The following is a 22,167-nucleotide window of genomic DNA, read 5'->3' as shown; positions in this document are numbered from 1 at the left end:
ATAAACTCAGGAACACGTCAGACCGGATGTCGATTCAAGAACTCTACCTTCTCGTCGTTGGCCTCGTCGTCGTTCTGTTGGCGATCTTGCTCATCCCGGTCTATCGCAACCGACACCACTCGAGTGCACCCGGGCTCCTGATCGTGATCGTCGGCGGAATCGCCTACTCCGTTGGGCTCGGATTGACCGAGAGTGTCACGACACCCCAGCAGTGGACGTACGCGGCGAATCTGGCGCTGCTCGGCGCGAAGCTCTCGATCGTGGGATACGCGCTCCTGGTTGCAGACTACACGAACGTCTTGAAAACGACGCGCAAAACGCTCCTCGTCGCCGCAGTGTATCCAGTGACGGTCCAGCTTGCCCTTTGGACCAACTCGGTTCACCACCTCGCGTGGGATCCCTACGAGACGTTGAATCCCGCCGTCATGACTGGACCGCACGAAGCGGCCCGGATACTGATCTGGGGGCACGCAACGATCGGCTACAGTTTGATCGTCATCGCGCTGGTGCTTGCACTTCGGGAAGCCGTTCGCTCGAGTGGACGACGGCGTCTCCAGAGCGTTGCACTGTTTGCCACCGCGTTCCCGCCCTCGTTTTTGTACCTGCTCTCGGATCTCGACCTGACGACGCTCAATCTGGCCCCGATCGGTGGGCTCGCACAGGCGTTCGCGCTGATCTGGGTGCTGTTCTACGCCAACTTTCTCAATGTCGTCCCTGCCGCTCGGTACCGCGCTGTCGAGCGAATGTCTGATCCCTTCGTCACGATCGACACCGGGGGACGCGTCATCGACAGCAACCCTGCTGCCCGTGAGCTGGCAGCCGTTGGGCCAGACTGGGAACAAATGCCGATCGTCGAGTTCTTTCACCACTCTCCTCGACGGGCAACACGCCTGACTGCTGTCGACACCGTCTCCTTCGAGACCGAGATCGACGGCGAGAGACACTTCGACGTGACGAGTTCCCCAGTCTACGCACCGGATCGGACAATCGAGGCACATCAGATAGTCCTCCGCGAGATTACAGCGCGGGTCCACCGCGAGAACGCGCTACAAGAGAGCCGCGAACGGTATCGGTCGCTCTTCGAGAATAGTCCGATTGTTCTCTGGGAGCTCGACCTTTCGGCGGCGATAAACCGGGCGAGATCGATAGCCGAAGAGACGGCGGACCTCATCACGTACTTCGAGAACCACCCGGACGAATACGAACGGGTGTTCGAACTCGTCGACGTCCTCGAGGTCAACCAGAACGCCCTCGACGCCTACAACGCGTCCTCGAAGGAGGAACTCGTCGAGCGATTTCCCGACCTCCAGACGGCGGAGTCACTCGAAACGAACCGCCAGCTTATCGTGCAGTTACTCGACGGGAGCCACCGATTCCGGGACGAGACGACGTATCGAACGCTAGATGGTGAGCTCCGTCACGAACTGATCGAAGTTACCGTTCCGCAATCCGTTTCAGCGGACTACTCGCGAATACTGGTCGCAAGCATCGATATGACGGAATCGAAACTCTACGAGCGGCGACTCGAAGCACACAACCGAACCCTCGAGCGGCTCGCAGGAATCATCTCTCACGATCTTCAGACACCGCTTTCCACTGCCGAAAAGACGACGACACTGTTGCGTATGGAGCTGGATGACGTGGATTCGGACGTACTACAGACGGTCGACGATCTGGAACAGATCCATCACCGCTTGCGGGAGTTCACCGAGTATCTACCCCGGTTTGCTCGGGAAAGTACGAACGTCGAACACACGACCGACTGTGATCTTGAGGCCGTCGCCAAAGCAGCCTGGGGCGTCGTCGACACGTACTCACTCGAACTCGTCGTCGATAGCACGTGTTCCATCGACGCTGATCCGAGTCGACTCCAGCAGGTGTTCGAAAACCTGTTTCAGAACGTCGTCGATCACGGTATCGAAGCGGTAGCTGACACCCAACGTCGCAGTTGTGGTGGAAACGAAACCGACGATGCACTATCATTGCCACCGAACGGCAACGACTTTGCGGGGGAGTACTGCTCGGCTGCAACGACCGTTCGTATCGGCCCCACTCCCGATGGATTCTTCGTCGCCGACGACGGCCCCGGAATCAGTCCCACCGCGCTGGACGAGATCTTCGATTACGGGATGGGGGCAGGCGATGGTTCAGGATTTGGTTTGGCGATCGTCCGAACGATCGTCGAAGCCCACGGATGGACGATTACGGCGATAGAGAGCGAACTCGGTGGCGCTCGATTCGAGATTCGTACAACCTACGCCGACACATGATGGTGTTGGGTATATGTGTGTGACAATCGTCACGATAGTCATGTACCTTCATAGGACAACGCTTCCACCCTCGAACGTTCAATATTCAAACCCGTATGAGATGTGTCAGTAACGAAGGGAACAGATGAATACTGTGACAGTTATTGATTGGAATCAGTACGGATGGAACCACGACCACCCACCGTCCCGCTATGACGGTCGAAATTGCGACCAGCGGTGTCCTGCCAGATGAACGAAGATAATACCGTGGACGAAGCCACGAAAGCCCTCGAACAGCCCGTGGACATCTTGTTGGTCGACGATGACGAACAGTGGGCTCGCGTCACTGCCAGACTCCTCGAGACCGCCGAACCCGCATTCGACATTACGGTCGCCAATAGCTACACTGACGGAAAACGCCTGTTCGAGAAACGTGACCCGGAGTGTGTCCTGTGTGATTACCAACTCGGTGATGACACCGGACTCACCCTTCTCGAGGACGTTCGCGGAGTCGATGCAAATCGCCCGTTCTTGCTCATCACGGGCCGGGGCGATGAGGTCGTTGCCAGTGAAGCCATCGGGAGAGGCGTCTCCGATTACCTTCCCAAAGACCACGACGACGAGCAGGCAACGGTGTTGGCCAACCGCCTCCGGACCATTATCAGTTCGTACCGGGCCAACCAACAACTCCACCGTGAACGGAGCGGAAAGGCAGCTGCAGTAGAGGTACTCACAGCAACAGCAAACGCGTCTGACGTTCTCGAGGAATTCTGTCGGTTACTAATCGAAGAGCACGGATATGCTGGCGCGTGGATCGGCACCGCGACAGCGTCTGGCCCCGTCGTTCCACGGGCGGCTGTTGGGTGCGATGAGTACCTTACGAGCGTCATTTCGGAACACAATCCCGAGTCGCGGAGCCGGGATCCAGCGATTGCCGCACTCAGATCGGGCGAGTTGGTGGTCACATCAGCCACCGATTCCAACCCAACGGAGAACTCCAGTGACTACCAACGGATCGCGCCCAGTGACTACCAACGGATCGGTCTCGAACATGGGTTCAACAGTGGCGCTGGCGTTCCAATCCGTTACGACGCCGTTCAATTCGGCGTGCTTGGTGTCTATACGCCCGAATCGAACATCACCAGTCAGGACCGAAGCCTACTACAGGAGTTTGCGGAATTGATTGGGTACGCCCGGCAACGAGACGAGTGGAAACAGTCGCTTCTCTCTTCTCGATCGGTCTCGATCGACGTCACGATCACCGATGAAGACGTCCACCTCGTCCAGTTGGCTCGCACCACGACAGCCCCGGTTGAAATCACCGTCTTATCGGTCGTAGAACGCACCGATCGGCAAACGTTGTACTTGGCTCGTGTCGAGGGGGTGTCCCCCGACGAACTCGAGTCTGCCGTTGGCTCCTGCGATGGACTCGATTTGCTCGAGTGGACGCGTGAGTCGAACACGATCCGATGCGATCTGCTTGCATCGCCACCCACACCTGAACCGTCGCTCACTGAGGTCGGCGTTAGGTACGACAGTACCAGTGTTTCTGCTGAGCAAATCACCCTTTCTGGACGCGTTCCGAAGCCGGGTTCTGTCCCGAGTATTGTTGACTCTCTCGAGGAAACCTACGACGACGTCACTGTCTCAATTGCCTGGTCGAGGACTGAATCAGCGCCCCAGTCGCTTGGATCGGCCGCTGATGTTCTCGAGACGCTCACCGACCGCCAGCAGGAGGTCCTCCGGCACGCCTTTTACGATGGCTACTTCGAGATTCCACGCGGCTCGAGTGCTACAGAGCTTTCAGACCGTCTCGATATTGCCCGTGCGACGTTCACCCAACACCTTCGAGCAGGGCAGCGAAAAATATTCGAACAGTTGTTATAACGGTTCCACGTGATTTCCGTAATTTCACCAAGGTAATCCTTACTGGTTTCAAATTCGTATTCTGACAGCCGTACACGTCTTGGGATCTCTCACCGCTACAAACGAGATCAGAGAGAAGCCGGAGTAACAACTGAAACGATGTACACACCGCTCGAAATCACGTTCAGGACCCCGTTCGGAATGGCCTTTCTCCGGGGAATGGGCCGGTCTCTGGGGGTAATCGCGGCGTGTGTGCAAGACGTTCAGTAGCTACTGCTGTTAGTCGATCACCACGACGGCCGCCATCGCCAGCGAGTTGTATCGGGGGAGACGAGAGCCATCGCAGATCTTGTTTCTTCGAGCCGTGACCGGGGGTTCAGATGTCCGTTGAGGTGGTTGGTGCGTTTATTCGGGAATTACTGTCGACGGATAGTCGCCTATAGTAACCCCGGTGGCGATGGGGTCAGGGCGCGAAAGCGGGGCTTGCACTCCATATGCGTCTCCGCGAGTTTCCGAAGTCACTCGACGAACTCGAGGCGGACGGTGGCGTGACGCAGGCTGATGTCCCTGCGATTGCCGACGAGTTGCGACGACGGGCCGCCGCCCATTCGTCTGCGGAAGGAGACTAACGTTCTCACGGGCACGTAGACGCGTTAGCGTAACTTTCCGGAGAGTACCTTCGCGGCGACGAGGACGGGATCCCACGTCGTGTTGAACGGCGGGGCGTAGGCGAGGTCGTAGTTCTCGAGGTCGGAGACGGTCGCAGACTCCGTGAGCGCCGAGACGATCGCGTGACTGCGGTGGACGGCTCCCTCGCCGAACTCGCTAACGAGACTCGCACCGAGGACGCGCCCCGTCTCGCGGTCGGCGGTCAGCGTGATCGTAACGGTGCCACCCTCCGGGTAGTAACCGGCGCGGGATTTCGCGGAAACAGTTTCGCTCACCGGATCGAAACCGGCCGACCGAGCCTTCTCGTGGTCCAGTATCCCGGTTCGAGTCGCCTCGACGTCGAACGCCTTGACGGCCGCCGTCCCGGCGACCGCTCCCCCTTCTGTCGGTGTTCCGGTGATCGTCTGACCGACCGCACGACCGTGTCGGTTGGCGGTCAGTGCGAGCGGGACGTACGTCGGTTCGCCCGTGACGACGTGGGTAGATTCGGAGCAATCGCCTGCGGCGTAGACGCTGGGGACGTTCGTCTCCCGATACGAGTCTGTCTCGATCGCGCCGGTCTCTCCGAGTGCGATGCCAGCGTCCTCGGCGACCGTCGTTCGCGGTCGAACGCCGGTTCCGAGCAGGACCATTTCGACGTCGATCCGCTCGTCGCCCGTGACGACGGCCTCGATGCGGTCGTCGCCCGAAAGCGTCTGTACGTCGGCCTCGAGGTGGACCGCGACGTCTTGCTCTCGAAGATGGGCAGCGACCGCCTCACTCGTCGCGTCGCTGAACCCCTTCAGCACGCGGTCACCGCGCTGGAACAGGTTGACCTCGAATCCGTTCGCAGCCAGCGCCTCGGCCATCTCGACGCCGATGTAGCCGCCGCCGACGATACCGACGGGACCGGCACAGTTCTCGAGGTATCGACAGGCCGGACCCCTGTCGGGTTGCTGGAGCATCCCTCCGTCTCGCGCCCTCGCGACGTACTCGCGGAGTTCTTTCCCATCGCTCATCGACCCGAGCGTGTAGACGCCCTCGAGGCCTGTGCCGTCGATCGGCGGCACCACCGACCGTGCTCCGGTCGCGAGCAACAACTGATCGTACGACTGAACCGTCTCACCGCTATCGTGTTCGGCGGTCACCGTTTTGTCGTCGGGATCGATCGCGACGACCTCGTGGCCCGTTCGAAGATCGATGCCGCGTTCCTCGCGGAACTCTGCCGGCGTCACCGAGACGAGGTGTTCGAGCGACTGGATCTCGCCTTTGATGTAATAAGGCAGCCCACAGGCACCGTAGGACACCCACTGCCCCTTCTCGAAGACGACGACCTCGAGGTCGGGGTCGTCACGTTTGGCCTTGCTCGCGGCAGACATTCCCGCCGCGTCTCCACCGACGACGACGAACGTATTGGTCATCGTCGAGTCCTCGCAAGGACGCGAAGTTCTGATCGGGGGACGAGCAAACAGCCGCTTTGGGTACGGAATCGATCGACGTTATTCGTCGTCATCTCTCGATTTACGTTGTTCACGGCCCGTGGTATCAGTTGACCGGTCGTGTGCCGTTCACACACGACCGGGGGCGGTTTGTATTGGCTCCCGTTGTCGGGACGTACCGAGGATCAACAATGCCCGACTGTCGATCGTGCGGGAGATTCGTATCGACCCAGTTCGCACGCGTATTTGGTAACGCCAAGAACGGTATCGTCGGAGGCGTCAATGGCGGCCGGCGGTCGGGGGGTGCCGAAGTGGAGTCGCCGTTGCAACGGATCTCCGTCGGTGTTTCACGGGACGAATCGGCCATACGTACTCTGTGCGGAGTCAGTACAAAACCGTTGTGCGGTTCGGTGTGTGCGTAGCGAAACCGCTCCGGTACTTTATTCTGTAATACTGACTACCAGGCAACCGTACTCGTGATCGCGAGCACCGCCGGTAACGGAGATCGCTGTCTCGTCAGAACCGCCCGCCCCCAGAGAAGAAACGGAATCGGCACGAGATGGGCGACAGCGACTGTCGTCAGAACCACGTTGTTTATCCACAGAATGGCACCCGCGAAGATTGCGAGCCCAGCGAGGACGGTAAACCCGCGTCTGGTCCGTGCTGGTGACCATCGGACGGTGACCGTCCGCTTTCCGACGGTTTCGTCCGCGTCCCTGTCCGGCCAGTGGCTTGCGAGGAGATTACAGCCCACCACCAGCGTGAACGGAACCACCGCTACTGCGGCCGCGGGCTCCGGAGAGGCCACTACTGCGACTCCATACAGCGGAAGCAACAGTCCGCCGAGTACCGCGTTATCGACCTCCCCGACGCCTCGGTGGACGAACGCGAACGGCGGAAGCGAGTACGCCAGCCCGAGACCGAATATCGTGACGAGGAGCGCAACCGCATCGAGTGGTAGCTCGAGCGGTGCCGTAATGGCCACGACGACCGCCGCGGCGACGCTCGAGCCGAGTACTGCTGTCCGGAGAAACGCTCGCGGGAGTCCCGTCCGCTCGAGGGCGCCACTCCCGCCTGAAAACGACGTTCGTTCGGTCAGCGCATCTGTCTCTACATCGGCGTACTCGTTAGCGTAGTGGATTGGGACCGATACGGGAAGCAGTGTGGCCGCGCCGATCACGATCGACTCGAGGAACGTGGAATGCCCGCTGTCGATCTGTGGCGTCGAGTTGATGCCGACTAACGGCGGTCCAGCGGTAGCCAGCCCCACACCGAGGATGTATTCCAGGAGGATCAATGCGAGCTGGTTCGGCCGAGCCGCCGCCCAGAGTGTCCACAGTCTCGCTATTTTATCCGCGACTGTCGTGTCCGAAGCGCGACGATAGACCGGCGTCCTATCTTTCTGCAAGGAGAGAATCCCCGTCGTTTACGACGTCCTCAGAACGCGAAGCGTTCTGATGGGCATCACAAACCTTCAGTTTGCTCAACGGGCATGAATCCGACAATTCCGACGCAATATTTGTTCAATAAGAATACAGATAATTAAGTAAAGTCGTATCGGAGTATGACGTACACCGAGGCGGTCACACCGCCCATTCAAATGCACAATATCGGGACTCCGAGACCCAGAACGTTCGAGACACCATCTCGAACCGCTGTGGTGTCTCGGTCAACAAGATAACTCCGAGTCCCCTGTCGGGATAGGAGTAACGGCGGTATGGCCCCGTCCTCAGAACTCGAAGGTTTCTGATGGGCTGCACGAGAACGCCATTCTCGTGAACGCCATCGGCCTGTCATACCGACTGGTCGTCAACCAGCAAATATCCCAACTCAGCGGTGCGGTACCGTGGGAAGCCTCGCCGTTTGTGGCGAGGAGGGGGTCACACACGACAACCTCTCCGTACCGCCGACCAGTAGTCGTGTTGGTCTCGACAGCTTCTCGAGGAGACGAGGCGTCCCGTCAGGGTGCGGTGAAATGAACGGATGGTCGAGTGGGGATCGTTTCGTCCAACCGTGTTGATGTGCCATCCCGTCTAGGCCAATAGCGGCTCCTGAACGTCATTGCACACCTGGTTGCAGTACAATCACGCGGTTTGGAGTGAACGAAGCGGGTGAGGGCCGCGGATAGTGCGATCAGTGTGTCAATTGTTGCATTTGTTGCTATAGACAAATCGATCGCAGTATGTCGATTTTTCACGGCCAGTAATCGCAGTCACCGTCCGCGCCAGCTCCAGAACGCCAGAATGAAAATCGTCAATGTAAGTACCACGAGTACGGCCCATTCGGCGGTTTGAGCCGCAGTCCCCGACGCGTCAAGTAGTCCGGATAGTTCGAGAAGATACACTGTGAGCAACAGCAAACCGAACAACGACGCGATCGCAACGCCAATCCCCTCTCGAAGCATCCACTTGAATTCCTCCGCGTCGACCTCGCTCGCCTCCGTCGGCTCCTCGGGTGGATTGCTGGTCGGACCCGACATCGGATACGCGCCACTCGTGGTCGAGATCCCGAGATACCCAATCGCGTACGAAAGCAGTGCTCCCGCGACGAGCACGACCGCGAACGTCAACGCCGCGGCTACTGCGTTAGGCGGCGAGAGAATAATCGTCATTACGCCCGCGGCGACGACTGAGCCACCGAACATAACGAAAAACCGCTCGAGTGCTGTGGTCATACCCACTTTACCCTCCAGAGTACTATATTACTACCAGCAACCCGTAGCCAACCGTGAGTGTCTCTCGAGCAGGTCCGTGCAGTCCTAACGAAGCGCGGCCGTTCGTGACACAACGACCGAGACTGTCCGATTTCAGTTCAGTGCGTTCGCTTCACCGTCGATACTAATCGAGTCGTTCTTAGCGCGAGTCGACTAACCGGTACGTGATTTCGTGTCTGTCGAGCAGTGAGCGCATCGTCGCGACGCCGCCTGTCGTATCCCAGCCAGTTGCACGGTAGTGTTTGATCGGATGGCGGATCCAGGAGTGTTCCCAGTGTGCGTACGTGTCGATGTACTCGAGGTCGTCGTGGAAGAGTGTTACGTGCAACTGACCAGCCGCGAGGGGTGATCGGCGAAACACCCAGCTCCCCGCGGATTTGCGGCCATCCGTGTGGCGTTTGAGCGCAGCTATCGGTTCGCGATGAAACCCCATCGTTCGGAGGTCTGACCGAAACCGCTCGAGCGTACGCTCGACGGTGCCGACGTACTCCGTCGGATGCATGGTACACTCTACGTAGCCGCCGAGTGGCTCCGCAACCGTGTGGAGAACGGGACACGCACGCCGTCGGAATTCGGTGAGCCGGTCGAGGTGGTTGCCACGTGATTCGCCACTCATCGTTAGTAGTACACATTTGGCTCGATCAGTCAATACGTTATCGATGCGTCCTCCCGCTACTGAGACGGGTCCAGAACTGTGACTGGTAGTGGTCGTCGACTGCCTCCCGTCCACTGTTCTATCACTCCTCGTGTGGAGTCGGTGTACAAATCGTCTATGGTGCTCGCTCGGACGCTTCGAACACACCACCTTTCCGGTGTAATTCGCGATCATTCGGACGTGGTATTGGAAACGACCCAGCTGTAGCGGTCAGCGGTGTCGGAAACATCTCAAATACGAGGTGGTTCTATTGAGGTACCACTATCTTATAATTAATGCCCTATTTTATACCTGTGATGATCTGCTCGAGATGAGCCTCACTTTCGACGGTCTGAATGTTTTCTCTATCCCACATGGATACAGAATATGTGCGAATATCTGTGCTATATGGTTATCTGGTCTTCTCACCTGGAAATGTTTTTGATAAATGGAACGTCTATCGGTATTGTATTCTGTAGTCTATCACGACTTCTGAACTGATGAAACTTTGTGGTATTATTAAATATATGTATAAGTATATGGTATTTCTGCTAACGTGGATCGAGGATGGGCCTTCACAATCGAAGCGAAAATCTCTGTTCTCGCTGTGAGCATCTCGCTGTTAACCGCTCGTTCCGACCGCTCATGCTCGAACCCAATTTCGCTCCCAGACCACGCGGATTTTCATTTGTTTCGGATCGTACTCTCGCCGTTCGAATCGCACGACGTCCGTTCAGCATCGGAGCCACTGCACCGATTTCCACACTGATCTCCGGTCTGTCCGACGATCGGGTGTACAACGACGTGCAGTGGCTACGATATAGTAACAACTGAAACGATGTACACACCGAGCGGCGAGCTCACGGGTCACGTTCGTTCTCCGTTCGCATTTTCGCGGTTCTCGTTCATGGTTCGAAAATCAAAGATTTTCGTCATCACGAACGACCGCTGGTCGTTCGAACGACTTCGTTCGCTCACGGGTCGTTCCTCCCCGTTCGCATTCTCGCGGTTCTCGCTCACTCCGTTCGCTCTGAACCGCGCACGCTCCGAACCGCGCACGCTCCGAACCGCGCTTTTCGTCTGGCGATCGGGTGTGCAGTGACGTTCAGTGGCTACTATAGCTACTGTGGATCTCGTTGCCGAGACACCGTTCGCTCACCGAAAACACTGTCTGGGTGACTATTTCCAAATTTTACATATGTACTCTCGTAACCTATACTGACTGTCGTCACCAGGCCACCAGCCGTTCGGTTACAAGTGTACTTGTGTAAATGTCTCGGTGGGTTCGATACTCGAGTGTACGACTCTCGAGAACTATTTCGACGGGCACGGGATCTCGGACGAACGAATCGTTCACGTGAGTCTCCCACGAGAGCCTGTTACTCGTATTGCCACGTATCCCGATAGAAACGTACTGAACCATCATTGCTCTGTGGGCGTTTCCGTCACAACGAGCCCTGTTTGGATAATCGTGAACGATCGATCTCGGCGCTGTTCGCCTTTCGCTCCACACACTAGTTCGAGTTAATGGTCTCCAGTTGCTCATCGGAACCAATTCATTATGATTTTTCCTCCTGTTGTGTGAATATCGTTCACACATTGCTAATCATCTTTCAGTATTCACGTGAATTTAGAATGCCGTGGACGTTCGGATCGAGTCACCACCTGAGAACAAATATTTGGTATTATTCACTGATAGAAACTGTTATGGTCGTTCATTACATCACTGGCTACTATGGTGGACGACAACGGCGGAAGTGGACGCCCGGCGAAGGACGCACCGACGATCAAATCAGTCGAAACCTCGTTCGCGATCGTCGAAGCGTTGCAGGACCTCGAGTCGGCGACGATGACGGAAATCGCCGAGTATACGGATCTCTCGAAGGGGGGAATTTACAAACATCTGAAAACCCTTCAGGCGAATAGTTTCGTAATAAAGGACGGGAACGAGTACCGCCTCGGACTGCGATTTCTCGACGTCGGGGGCCAACTTCGATTCAAGTACCCAGGGGCGTCGATAATCAAGGCGAAGATTCAGGAATTGGCAGAAGAGACCAACGAGGCGTGTTTGTTTACCGTTCGGGAAAACGATCGGGCCGTCACGTTGTTTCGGGAGACTGGGAACAGGGGTGTCTCTACGCGGACACGCGTCGGAACGAGACTCTACCTCCATCAGACCGCGGGTGGAAAGGCGATCCTCTCGCAGTTGCCACGATCCGACGTCGAGGACCTCATCGAGACCGCCGGTCTTCCGCGGGCGACGTCGAACACGATCACCGAACCGGAAGCGCTGTTCGACGAACTCGAGGAGGTTCGCGAGCGGGGCTATGCCTACAATAGAGCGGAGAGTACGGAGGGGCTTATCGCGATAGCGGCTCCGCTGGTTCCGAACGAAACGGTTCTCGGCGCGTGTGCGATCACCGGTCCGTATCACCGGATGAAGGGTGATACGCTCACGAACGAAGTTCCGGATATGCTACTCAGCGTGGTCAACGAGTTGGAACTGAACATCGCTCACTCGAGGTAGCGGTCGTCCCTCGCTCCTCTCGGTTGGACACCACTCGAGTGGGTCCGTTCTTCGTCGATCCGCGTTATAACGTTCGTGCGAACTCCCGGAGTTCCTCGTTGTACCGGGTGTGGTTCTCCCAGAACGGCGAGTGTCCGGTCTCGGGATAGAGCGACACGGTCGCCTTCTCCAGTTGTTCGGCGGCGCTTCTGGCGGCTTCCGGTTTGACGACGCCGTCTTCTTGGCCGTGGGTGAGCAAGACCGGGACGGCTAGCTCGGACAATAGGTCCCAGTGGGAGACGTCGCGAGAACGGAGACATCGTCGAACGCGCGGTGGGACGATGACGTTGAATCCGAGAATGTAGTAGAACTCGTCGGGTGGGAGCTCTTCGTACATACACTGTCGGACGAACTGTGAGAGTGCGTCTACACATTCCGTCGTCTCGGTCGATTCCATCTTCGGGACGAGGTCGACGTACCCCTGAGTGAGGACCGCTCTGGCGCGGTCCGTTCCGAGTTCGGAGACGATGCCGACGAGGTTTACACCGACCAGGCCATCGGTTCCGTACTCCGAGAGGTAATCGAGTGCAACCAGCGAGCCGTAGGACCAGCCAACCAACAAGACGTCTTCTAACTCGAGTGCATCGATGACGGCGCGTACGTCGTCGGCCCACAGTTTCGAATCGTCGTAGGCGTCGGCCGGCTTTTCCGAGCGACCGTGGCCGCGGAGATCCATGGCGACGAGGCGAAACTCCTCTGTGAGATCCGAACGCAGTTGGTTGCGCCAGGAGAGCCGACACTGGGAGTAGCCGTGAACGAAGAGAATGGTCCTGTCGTTCGTCGATCCTGCCTCGTCGACGTGGATGTCGGGCTCGCCGTCCCGTCGAACGGTGTGCGATTGCATACGTCAGGCGAGGTACCTGGGCCTCTTTGTCTTTTCGGGGAGGGAGGATCGAGCAGGTCAGTTGTCCGATCGATCGCGGATGATTCACCTGTTACGAAAGGGTGGGTCTAAAACCAACTTCTGCGCGACGGGATATTAGTCGCCTTTATGTATCACCTTTCCCAGATAGTACAGATGGAGACAGAGCAATCATGTCAAAGCTGACAGACGTCGACCGTGCGATTTCCGATGCTCTCTCGAACGGGCAGAGCCTCTATCTCGGAGGCTTCACTCATCTCATTCCGTTTGGAGCCGGTCACGAAATCATTCGTCAGGGATTCGAGGATTTGGATCTGATCAGAGCGACACCGGATCTCGTCTACGACCAGATGATCGCGGCCGGTTGTGCGCGAAAGGTGACGTTCTCGTGGGCTGGTAATCCAGGTGTCGGCAGTCTACGGGCCTTCCGTCGGGCCGTCGAGGACGGAGTCCCAAACGAGGTATCGATCGAGGAGTACTCTCACTTCGGTATGGTTTCTCGGCTGGCCGCCGGGGCACAGGACATTCCGTTTCTCCCACTGCGAACGTTCGTCGGATCTGATCTTCCCGAACACAACGACCGCATCAAGATGATCGAGAATCCGTACGAGGGAGGAGTCGACCGGATTCCGGTCGTTCCTGCGCTCAACCCGGACGTGGCGGTCGTCAGAGCACAGCGGGCAGACGAGTACGGGAACGCACAAATCTGGGGCATTCCAGGCGAGACGATCGACGCCGCGTTCGCCGCCGACACGGTCATCCTCAGCGTCGAGGAGATCGTCGACGAGAGCGTTATTCGGAGCGATCCGAACCGGTCGGTCATCCCGGGCTCGATCGTCGACTACGTCGCAAGGGAGCCCTACGGCTCTCACCCCTCCTACGTTCAGGGGTACTACGACCGAGACAATCAGGCGTACCTCGAGTGGGACGAAGTGACGGAGACTCACGAGTCGACGGTGGAGTGGCTCGAGGAGTGGGTATACGGCGTCGAGGATCGGGCGGAGTACGTCGAAAAACTCGACGCGAGCAGAATCGTCGACCTGGACCCGAAGCCGAACTACGCAACGCCTATCGATATGGGAGAGTACTGACGGACTATGACAGCACATACGGATACCGAACTGATGATCTCTCGAGCGGCACAGGAACTACAGAACGGCGACACCGTTCTCGTCGGGGTTGGCGTTCCGAACCTCGCGTGCAACCTCGCAAAGCAGATGCACGCGCCGAACCTACAGATGATCTACGAGTCGGGGACGATCGACTCGAATCCCTCGAAGCTTCCGCTCTCGATCGGCGATCCGGTTCTCGCGACGAACGCGCGGAGCATCGTGCCGATGGACGTGGGGTTTCGGCGGTACTTGCAGGCGGGGCGGATCGACGTCGGCTTCCTAGGTGGAGCCCAGATCGACCGGCACGGAAACATCAACTCGACCGTGATCGGGGAGTACGACGATCCGAAAGTGCGGCTCCCTGGGTCCGGCGGTGCGTGTGAGATCGCGAGCAACACCGAGCGAACGATCATCACGACGCCCCACAGCCGACGCCGGTTCCCCGAAGAGGTCGATTTCGTGACGAGTCCCGGCTACGTCGGTGGGCGTGAAAACCGGGAGGAACTCGGCTTGCGTGGCGGTCCCGAGATCGTCATCACCGACAAGGCGGTCATGAAGTTCGATGCGGCCGGTGAGATGTACGTCGACTCGATTCACCCGGGAGTGAGTCGGGCGGACGTCCAGGAGGCGACTGGATGGGAGATCGAGTTCGGATCCAACGTCGGTGAAACTCGTGTTCCGACCGAGGACGAGATTCAACTCGTCCGAACCGAACTCGACCCGGACGGTGTCTACACGGGTAACTCCGAGTAACGACCTGATTCGGCCCTTCGCTCAGTTGCCTTCCGGTTAGTACGGGTCTCGTCACTATAGTAACAACTGCACCGATTCACACACTGATCGCCGATCCGTCTGGCGACCAGGAGTGCAAGACCAGCAGTGGCTACGATATTCTCCTCGAGTCAACCGTGTCGTTCGATCAATGACATCGTCCGACTGCAACGACCGGTCATCTGGCCCGCTGACCGCTTCCGTACTCGAGGCAGTTTCCTTCCGGTTCCCGATTCCCGTCCGACGCAATCTCATTCGCTAGCGTTTGACCTCTCGCATCGGTGCTCCCGATCTCAGCAAGATTTATATTACATTGTCTTGTATTACCATACCAGTTGTACCGCAGAACTGTCACATATGATCGATCGAGCTACGAACTCTGTACGAGTAATGGACGATAAAATCGGCTGCCACGAACGCAATATTCTCAAAGAGCTCGCGCTGTTGGGTGCGTTCGACGCAACCATCGAGACGACTGCGGTTCGAATCGCCGACGCGAACGACGTCTCCGAACAGACGGTCTCGAGACGGCTTCGTCGCCTCGAGAACGCCGGTCTGATCGACCGAAACCGTCGAAACGACGGCCAGGAGGTCGCGTTAACGGCTCACGGACGTCGAACGCTCGCCGCGGAGTACGAGTCGTTCTGTCGGATCTTCTCGCCCGACCGTTCCCTCGAGCTCCGTGGGAGTGTCACGGACGGATTGGGGCGGGGTGGCGAGTTCGTTTCGCTGTCGGGGTACGCACGACAGTTCGAAGCGAAGCTTGGATACGAGCCGTTTCACGGGACGCTCAACGTCGACCTCGACGACTCCGACGTCGCCGAGCGGTATCGACTCGAGTCGATCGAGGGGGTCGCGATCGACGAGTGGGAAGCCGAGAATCGAACGTACGGGGCGGCCACCTGTTATCCGGCCCGTCTCGAGACGGCGGTCGGCGAGTACGAACCGGCCCACGTTCTCGTTCCGGATCGAACCGACCACGACGCCGATCAACTCGAGATCATCGCGGAGGCAAACCTTCGTGAGGAACTTGGACTGGACAACGAGGGGGTGATCTCCGTCCATGTGGTTCGCTGATTCGTTCTCCCCGTCGTCGTCCGGGCCGACCATTCCAATCGAAAGCGACATCGAGGGCGCCTATGCGGCGTTCCGGGCCCAGGAACCGGTTTTGATCCACGACTTCGACGATCGAGAGGGTGAGACGGACCTCGTCTATCCTGCCGCCGGCGTGACGGCCCAGAACGTCGCCCGGATGCGAAACGATGCCGGCGGACTCATCTGCGTCGCGCTCTCTGACGAGGTGGCGACCGCCTTCGACCTGCCGTTTCTCTCCGAGGAACTTTCTCATCCCTCGAGCGAGACAGCGGACTTGGAGTACGACGAGCGCTCGTCGTTCTCGATTACGGTCAATCACCGCGAGACGTTTACGGGCGTCACCGACGTCGACCGGGCGTTGACGATCTCCGAACTCGGTGTGGCGGCGGACGAGCCCGAGACAACCGACTTCGGGGCGACGTTTCGTTCACCGGGCCACGTAAGCCTCCTGCGGGGGGCACCGAACTTACTGAGACAGCGACGGGGGCACACCGAGTTGGGCCTCGCCCTCGCCTCGTCGGTCGGCTGTGCACCAGCGGTCGTCGTCTGTGAGATGCTCGACGACGACACGGGTCGCGCCCTCTCGAAGGAGGGGGCACTCCGGTACGCGAGGATTCACGATATCCCGTTCGTGACGGGGGCGGATCTCCTCGAGGCGGTCGGTAGCGAGTAACTCGGCCACTTTTCGAATCTATAGTAGCCATGAACGTCACTGTACACCCGATCACCAGATGGATCGGCGATCGGTGTGTGAAATCGTTGCAGTTGTTACTATCGCTCTCGCGCGGCGGTCCGCCGCGGAGGAACACAAGGTTAAAGCTCTTCGACTGTCCGTGTTATGTCGAACGGCTATGGACAATCATACGCATACGTCGACGAGGAGGCGCACCTTGTTGAAAACGACAGGAGCGGCAGTCAGTGCAGGACTGGTCGCTGGGTGCATGGGTGGAAACGGCAACGGAAACGGCGGAAACGGCGGAAACGGCAACGGTGGGAACGGCAACGGCGACGACGACGGAGGGCCGATCACCATCGCCGGACTCCAGCCGATGTCCGGGAATTTCTCGGTGTACGGACCCGCCCACACGGCGGGTGTGGAGTTCGCGATCGATCGAATCAACGCCAACGGCGGGGTCCTCGGGAGGGACCTCGAGGTTCAGACGGTCGACACGGGGGGGTCGGCCCAGGACGCCGTCACGTCGTTTACCCAGATGATCGAACAGGACGGCGTCGTCGCCGGGCTCGGTCCGGTCGCCACCGAAGCGGCGATCCAGGCCGGCGAGGTGGCTGACGACATGGAAGTGCCGCTGTTCATGCACGCAGCAGGCGCGGCGGCGGTCACGCCGACGGATAGCCGGTATCGGTTCCGGACGGCACTCGCCGCGGCGCCGACGTGTGCGGCCGCACAGGCACAGATCGCCGAGGCGAACGGCTACACGGAGATCGGGATGATCATCGAGGACGGCGAGTGGGGCTACGAGTACGAGACGGCCGTCGAAGCCCTGTTCCCGGATGACGTCACCCTCGAGACTGACTTCGCTCCGATTCCCGAGAACGATTTTATCCCGTACCTGCGTGACATGCCCGACGAGGTCGATATGTTCCTCGGCGCGGCGCATCCGGCGGGTATCAACTCCATCGTCGAACAGATGGACGAAATCGGGATGTCTACCGATCTCTTCGTGGGAGCGATCACTCCCGCCTCGGCGACGTACGGTGCGCTCGGTGATCACGTCGCAGATTCGTTCGCGTACTTCCACCAGATCGATCCCTACACGGACGAGTACGAGGAGATCGCGACTGAGTTCTACGAAGAGGAAGGTGGACTGTTCGACACTGCGGAGGCAAGCGGATACGCAACCGTCGAGATCATCGCGGACGCTGTCGAGGGGGCCGGGACGACCGATCCCGTCGAGGTGGCAGAGGAGATTCGAACAGGTTCGTTCGAGACGATCTTCGCTTCCCCCGTGGAGTACACTGAGTGGGGAGAACTCGACAACGTGGTTCAGGTCTACAACAGCTTCGACGTCGGCGAGGCGCCGTCGTACTATCCGGACGGCGAGTTCCGCCTCGAGGAGTTCCACAGAACGGACCCGATCGAGGCGCACAATCCTGACGAACTCGGAATCTAAACTGCTCCGTTAGGGGTGGCTTTCCGACGGTTCCGGTATCGGCTCGACGAACGCTCCGTTTTCGAACGCGATCGGCTCGGGCTCTGCAACGACCGTCAGGTCGTCTCGTTCGCGTGCCTCCTCGACCAGCGCGGGCGAGGCGAACGCCCGTTTCAGATGCATCGTATCGGACACCCGGAGTACGCGTGCATCTTCCGGGTCAACGACGCCGATCGTCGAGAGCGCGGCGGTGAGTCCGGCTCGATCGGTTTCGACGACGGGCGGCAGACGCACGCCACGGACCGTGCTCGCGGTCATCGCGTTAATCAGCGACTTGGACGTGTCCACGTTGGCGAACACGTCGCGGTGGATCAGGTCGGCCGACCCAACGCCCATGGCGTTACCCTTCGTCTTCGGCGTCAGGCCACGGACGTAGATCCGTTTGACGTCCGGTCGCTCGGGTTCGGGCTCGTTGATCGTAAACGGCCGTCGACCGATGACGTTGGTGTCGATCCCCTGGCCGCTGATGTCCTTTCCGAGTTCGTCGACGACGAGGACGTCGACCTCCTCGAAGGGAAGCGTCGGCATCCGGTCGTACGCCATCTCGAGAAGCTCCTCTTCTCTGTCGAGGAAACCTTCGGGGGGGATCCCTTCGAGAAGGGTCGTCTCGTCGTGTTCGTCCTCGACGATGGCGACGCCGCCGACGATCGGGAGTTCGTCGAGGAGCTGTGAGCCGATCTCGGGGATCATGTTCCGGAAGCTCCAGTCGACAGCCCAGTCGTGGGCCATCTTTGCGCCGCGTTGTTTCCCCAGTCCGATGACGATCATCTTCGAGAGCCCGCTCTCGACGCTTCCGTCGAAGTCGGTGTGCGGTTTGATCCGGTTTATCGGGACGATCGCGTCGGCTTCGGCGGCGATGGCGTCGAAGTACAGCGGAACGCCGCGTTCGGGTGTCTCGCCTACCTGGGTGACGTCCATCGTGGCGCGGATCTCACAGCCGACTGACTCCTCGGTGACGCCCAGTGCGGCGAGTTTTTCCTGCTGTCCCTCGGCGGTCGCGCCGCCGTGGCTTCCCATCGCGGGGACGACGATCGGATCGAAGCCGAGGTCACGAACGCCGCGGACGACGCCCTCGACGATGGTCGAGAGTGCGTCGATCCCCCGGCTTCCGACGCCGAGTGCGACGGTACCTCCTTCGGGGACGTCCTCGAACGGGAGCGAAGTCACCGCCTCGCTCGCCCTGTCTGCGATCTCGTCGTCGGGGATCGGATCGGTTTCCCAGCGCTGTTCGATCACGCCGAACTCCGGAAGCGTCGGCGAGCCACAGGCGCGCTGGATCGTCTCTTCTTGCACCGCGATGTCGGATACGATCTCGTTTGGCATACGCCACGTATGAACTCGCTCGATAAAAGGGTGTACCGATCTCGGTTCCGGTCGATCGCCGCTTTCCGCCGTTCACTCCGTTTCGCCGGACCCGCGTCGTGCGCCTTCGGGCCGGAGTTTCAGCCCGTATCGAGTGACGCCTTCCTGGGTGTAGATCCGCCTGATCGTCGAGTGAACCCGATCACCGATCTCCGGGCGCTCGTCACAATCGACCAGCTGTGCTGGCGTACTGACCGTCTCCGCCGATCCCTCGGGGCCGTCGAGTGCGACGACTGCACTCACGTAGCTTCCCGATCGGGCCTGCTGTTCGACGAACTCCGGCGGTGCACCGCCCTGTCCGATGACGGTCGCGGCTTCGACGGTCCCCGTCCCCGGAAGCGTCACTTCTTCGTAGGAATCGAGCGTCCCACAGTCCGTACACGCCCCTTCCGGTGGGAACGCTAATGCGCCACACTCCGTGCACTGACCCGCGACGAGCCGGTGTCGCTGTGGAAGCGTCCGCCGCCAGCTCGGCACGCTGACGTACGCGCCGCCACCGGCCGGCTCGCCGGGCGTGATCGTCCCGCGAGTCCGGAGATACTCCGCGTATGACCGCTCTTCGGTTCCCTCGAGTCGACTCTCGGTTGGTGGCGTTCCGTCGACGACGAGCGCGGTCGCCTCGCTCCCGCTTCCGTAGCCGACGACCAGGACGCGCTCGGCGCCGCCGTCGAACGCCCGTGCCAGACCGAGAAGCGGCGTCGCCGCCCCGGCGTCTCCGAGGTCGTGAATCGTCGAACCGGCCTGAATCGTCTCCGTCTCGAGGCCGAGCCCACCGGCGACCCGGTAGGGAAGTTTTCCGTTCGGCGCGCCGATGGCGGCCGCGTCGACGTCGGTCGCCTCGAGGTCGGAGACAGCGCCGGTTACGGCATCTCGGTACGCCTGTCGGGCGTACTCGGTGACGCCGAGTTCTTCGGTCTCCGCGCCCCCGGCCGGTCGGAACCGCGTTCCAGGGTACGTCACGGAGCGTTCGCTCGTCTCGAGGAGCTCGCCGTCGCCGTCATCGGCGAGAACCACTGCACCGGCGCCGGCACCGGCGCCGTGTTCGACCTCGCTTCCCGGCTCCCCGCGGGGCGCGTCGGTGCCGACGACCAGAATCGGTCCGTCGAGGCCTGACTCGAGGCCAGCCACGAATGCTTCGACGCCCGCACGGGCGCTTCCGGTGAGCTGTCGCGTCGTGGTCGTCTCCTCGAGTCCGAGCACGGAGACGAGACGGGCGGCCATCGACTCCTCCTCGGTCGGCGGGGTCGTGGTTCCGACGTACAGCGCCTCGATCGCCGCGGCGTCGACGCCGGCGGCCGCGAGCGCGTCCGTCGCCGACTCGGCGGCCATCGTGAGGGTGTCCTCGTCGGCGTCGGTGACCGATACCTGTTGGATACCCGAGGCGGCGAACTGGCCCCAGGCGTCGCGGAACGTCTCCGCGGTGACGAACCCTCGGGGTGCGTACGCGCCGACGCCGGCAATGCCGAGTCGACTCATCGGGCCACCTCCCGTTCGAAGACGTGAACGGCGGTCGCACCGCCGCTTCCACCAACGTTGTGCGTGAGCCCGTATCGCGGCTCCTCGAGTTGCCGGTCGCCTGCCGACCCGGTCAGCTGGTCGAACACCTCGACGACCTGACCGGTTCCGGTCGCGCCGATCGGGTGGCCCTTCGATTTCAGCCCGCCGGAGGTGTTGACGGGGAGTTCGCCGTCGATGTCGGTCTTCCCATCCCGGAGCAAGGTGGCGGCCTCGCCTGGTTCACAGAAGCCGAGGTCCTCGTAGGCGACGAGCTCGGCGATCGCAAAGCAGTCGTGGACCTCCGCGAAATCGAGGTCGTCGGCTCCGACGCCGGCCATACCGTAGGCTTGCTCGGCCGCTTCCTTCGTCGCCGAGATCGACGTGTACGACTCTCGTTCGGCCAGGCCGACGCGGTCGGACGCCGCCCCGGAGCCGGCCACGCGAACGCGGTGGTCGGTATACTCGTCGACGACGTCCTCGCTCGCGAGGATGGCGACCGCGGCGCCGTCGGAGGTCGGACAGCAGTGATAGAGGTTGAGCGGGTCCGCGACCGCTGGCGCGTTCGTCGCGTCCTCGAGCGAGCAGGTGAACCCGAGGTGAGCTTTCGGGTTCTTCGCGCCGTTGTCGTGGTTTTTGACTGCCACTCGCGAGAGGTCCTCGACGGTCGCGTCGTAGCGCTCGAGGTAGGCGTCGGCCATCTGGGCGTAGACGCCCGAGAACGTGGTTCCGGTCAACCGTTCCCACTCGGTTTCGCCGGAGACGCCGAGCCAGTACTTCGTCGTGTCGGCGCTCATGTCGGTCATGACCTCGAAGCCGCCGGCGACGACGACGTCAGCCATGCCGCTTTTGATCGCCTGGACGGCCTGTCTCACCGCGAAGCCGCCGGCGGCACAGGCGTTTTCGATCCGCGTACACGGGACGTTGTGGAGGCCGACGTGTTCGGTGACGGCCGGTCCGGAGAGGCCGAGTTGGCGGCCACCCACGCCGAGCGTCGCGATCATCGCCTCGTCGACGTCGCTCGTCCCGATCGATCCTTCGACGCTGTCGACGGCCGCCTCGTAGGCGTCGGCGAACAGCGTCCGATAACTCTCGTCTGGATATGAGCCGAACGGGGTCTGTCCTGCCCCGACGACGTACACCTCGGACATACACGTAGATGGATACGCTTGGAAAAATAGCTTC

Annotated in this window: 17 protein-coding genes; 9 read left to right on the top strand and 8 right to left on the bottom strand. The window is 60.2% G+C overall.

From position 1 onward, the window contains the following. The first annotated feature begins 26 nt into the window (after window positions 1–26). Both AB7C87_RS21010 and AB7C87_RS21005 read left to right on the top strand, forming a co-directional pair. Window positions 27–2,270, top strand: coding sequence for a histidine kinase N-terminal 7TM domain-containing protein (locus tag AB7C87_RS21010; protein ID WP_369731476.1), 2,244 nt, complete (start codon window positions 27–29; stop codon window positions 2,268–2,270). 228 nt (window positions 2,271–2,498) lie between these two features. Continuing rightward, entirely contained in the window at window positions 2,499–4,136 is a 1,638-nt protein-coding gene (locus AB7C87_RS21005; protein WP_369731475.1) for a helix-turn-helix domain-containing protein, read from the top strand. 632 nt (window positions 4,137–4,768) lie between these two features. Here the strand turns inward: AB7C87_RS21005 and AB7C87_RS20995 are convergent. Next, entirely contained in the window at window positions 4,769–6,184 is a 1,416-nt protein-coding gene (locus AB7C87_RS20995) for an FAD-dependent oxidoreductase (RefSeq protein ID WP_369731474.1), read from the bottom strand. 209 nt (window positions 6,185–6,393) lie between these two features. On the opposite strand from AB7C87_RS20995, the gene AB7C87_RS24230 reads away from it, so the two are divergent. Next, on the top strand, window positions 6,394–6,624 hold the full coding sequence (locus tag AB7C87_RS24230) for a DUF7563 family protein (RefSeq protein ID WP_440590515.1): 231 nt from the start codon (window positions 6,394–6,396) through the stop codon (window positions 6,622–6,624). A gap of 35 nt (window positions 6,625–6,659) precedes the next feature. Here AB7C87_RS24230 and AB7C87_RS20990 read toward each other — a convergent pair whose 3' ends face one another. From AB7C87_RS20990 to AB7C87_RS20980, 3 genes are all read right to left on the bottom strand, one after another. After that, the gene (locus AB7C87_RS20990; protein WP_369731473.1) at window positions 6,660–7,499 is read right to left on the bottom strand and encodes a prenyltransferase; all 840 of its coding nucleotides are present in this window, start codon (window positions 7,497–7,499) and stop codon (window positions 6,660–6,662) included. A gap of 915 nt (window positions 7,500–8,414) precedes the next feature. Next, the gene (locus tag AB7C87_RS20985; protein WP_369731472.1) at window positions 8,415–8,876 is read right to left on the bottom strand and encodes a hypothetical protein; all 462 of its coding nucleotides are present in this window, start codon (window positions 8,874–8,876) and stop codon (window positions 8,415–8,417) included. A gap of 178 nt (window positions 8,877–9,054) precedes the next feature. Continuing rightward, on the bottom strand, window positions 9,055–9,531 hold the full coding sequence (locus tag AB7C87_RS20980) for a hypothetical protein (protein WP_369731471.1): 477 nt from the start codon (window positions 9,529–9,531) through the stop codon (window positions 9,055–9,057). A 1,753-nt stretch (window positions 9,532–11,284) separates the two neighbouring features. Here AB7C87_RS20980 and AB7C87_RS20975 point away from each other — a divergent pair. Then, the gene (locus AB7C87_RS20975; RefSeq protein ID WP_369731470.1) at window positions 11,285–12,076 is read left to right on the top strand and encodes an IclR family transcriptional regulator; all 792 of its coding nucleotides are present in this window, start codon (window positions 11,285–11,287) and stop codon (window positions 12,074–12,076) included. Window positions 12,077–12,140: 64 nt separating this feature from the next. On the opposite strand, the gene AB7C87_RS20970 is transcribed toward AB7C87_RS20975, so the two are convergent. Continuing rightward, window positions 12,141–12,959 (bottom strand): alpha/beta fold hydrolase, encoded by an 819-nt coding sequence (locus tag AB7C87_RS20970; RefSeq protein WP_369731469.1) that lies wholly within the window; start codon window positions 12,957–12,959, stop codon window positions 12,141–12,143. Window positions 12,960–13,150: 191 nt separating this feature from the next. Between AB7C87_RS20970 and AB7C87_RS20965 the strand changes: the two genes are divergently transcribed. The 5 genes from AB7C87_RS20965 to AB7C87_RS20945 all read left to right on the top strand — a co-directional run bounded on the left by AB7C87_RS20965 (window position 13,151) and on the right by AB7C87_RS20945 (window position 18,087). Next, a complete protein-coding gene (locus AB7C87_RS20965; RefSeq protein ID WP_369731468.1) occupies window positions 13,151–14,068 on the top strand; it encodes a CoA transferase subunit A in 918 nt (305 codons plus the stop codon). A gap of 6 nt (window positions 14,069–14,074) precedes the next feature. Beyond that, window positions 14,075–14,842, top strand: a complete 768-nt coding sequence (locus tag AB7C87_RS20960) for a CoA-transferase subunit beta (protein ID WP_369731467.1) — start codon at window positions 14,075–14,077, stop codon at window positions 14,840–14,842. Between the two features lie 408 nt (window positions 14,843–15,250). After that, window positions 15,251–15,937 carry a DUF120 domain-containing protein gene (locus tag AB7C87_RS20955; protein ID WP_369731466.1) on the top strand — a complete coding sequence of 229 codons (687 nt, stop codon included), beginning with the start codon at window positions 15,251–15,253 and terminating at the stop codon, window positions 15,935–15,937. After that, window positions 15,924–16,628, top strand: a complete 705-nt coding sequence (gene ribB, locus AB7C87_RS20950; RefSeq protein ID WP_369731465.1) for a 3,4-dihydroxy-2-butanone-4-phosphate synthase — start codon at window positions 15,924–15,926, stop codon at window positions 16,626–16,628. The genes AB7C87_RS20955 and ribB overlap by 14 nt, the downstream gene beginning before the upstream one ends. A gap of 220 nt (window positions 16,629–16,848) precedes the next feature. After that, window positions 16,849–18,087: an ABC transporter substrate-binding protein gene (locus tag AB7C87_RS20945; RefSeq protein ID WP_369731464.1), complete on the top strand. Its 1,239-nt coding sequence runs from the start codon at window positions 16,849–16,851 to the stop codon at window positions 18,085–18,087. A gap of 9 nt (window positions 18,088–18,096) precedes the next feature. Here the strand turns inward: AB7C87_RS20945 and AB7C87_RS20940 are convergent, their stop codons facing one another. The 3 genes from AB7C87_RS20940 to AB7C87_RS20930 all read right to left on the bottom strand — a co-directional run bounded on the left by AB7C87_RS20940 (window position 18,097) and on the right by AB7C87_RS20930 (window position 22,133). After that, window positions 18,097–19,449, bottom strand: coding sequence for a nickel pincer cofactor-dependent isomerase, group 22 (locus AB7C87_RS20940; protein ID WP_369731463.1), 1,353 nt, complete (start codon window positions 19,447–19,449; stop codon window positions 18,097–18,099). Between the two features lie 72 nt (window positions 19,450–19,521). After that, window positions 19,522–20,964, bottom strand: coding sequence for a zinc ribbon domain-containing protein (locus AB7C87_RS20935; protein WP_369731462.1), 1,443 nt, complete (start codon window positions 20,962–20,964; stop codon window positions 19,522–19,524). After that, on the bottom strand, window positions 20,961–22,133 hold the full coding sequence (locus tag AB7C87_RS20930; protein ID WP_369731461.1) for a thiolase domain-containing protein: 1,173 nt from the start codon (window positions 22,131–22,133) through the stop codon (window positions 20,961–20,963). Before AB7C87_RS20930 ends, AB7C87_RS20935 begins: the two co-directional genes overlap by 4 nt. Between the last annotated feature and the right edge of the window lie 34 nt (window positions 22,134–22,167).

The organism is Natrarchaeobius versutus (genome assembly GCF_041205745.1).
Classification (GTDB): domain Archaea; phylum Halobacteriota; class Halobacteria; order Halobacteriales; family Natrialbaceae; genus Natrarchaeobius; species Natrarchaeobius versutus.
This window is presented reverse-complemented; position numbering and strand designations above follow the sequence as displayed.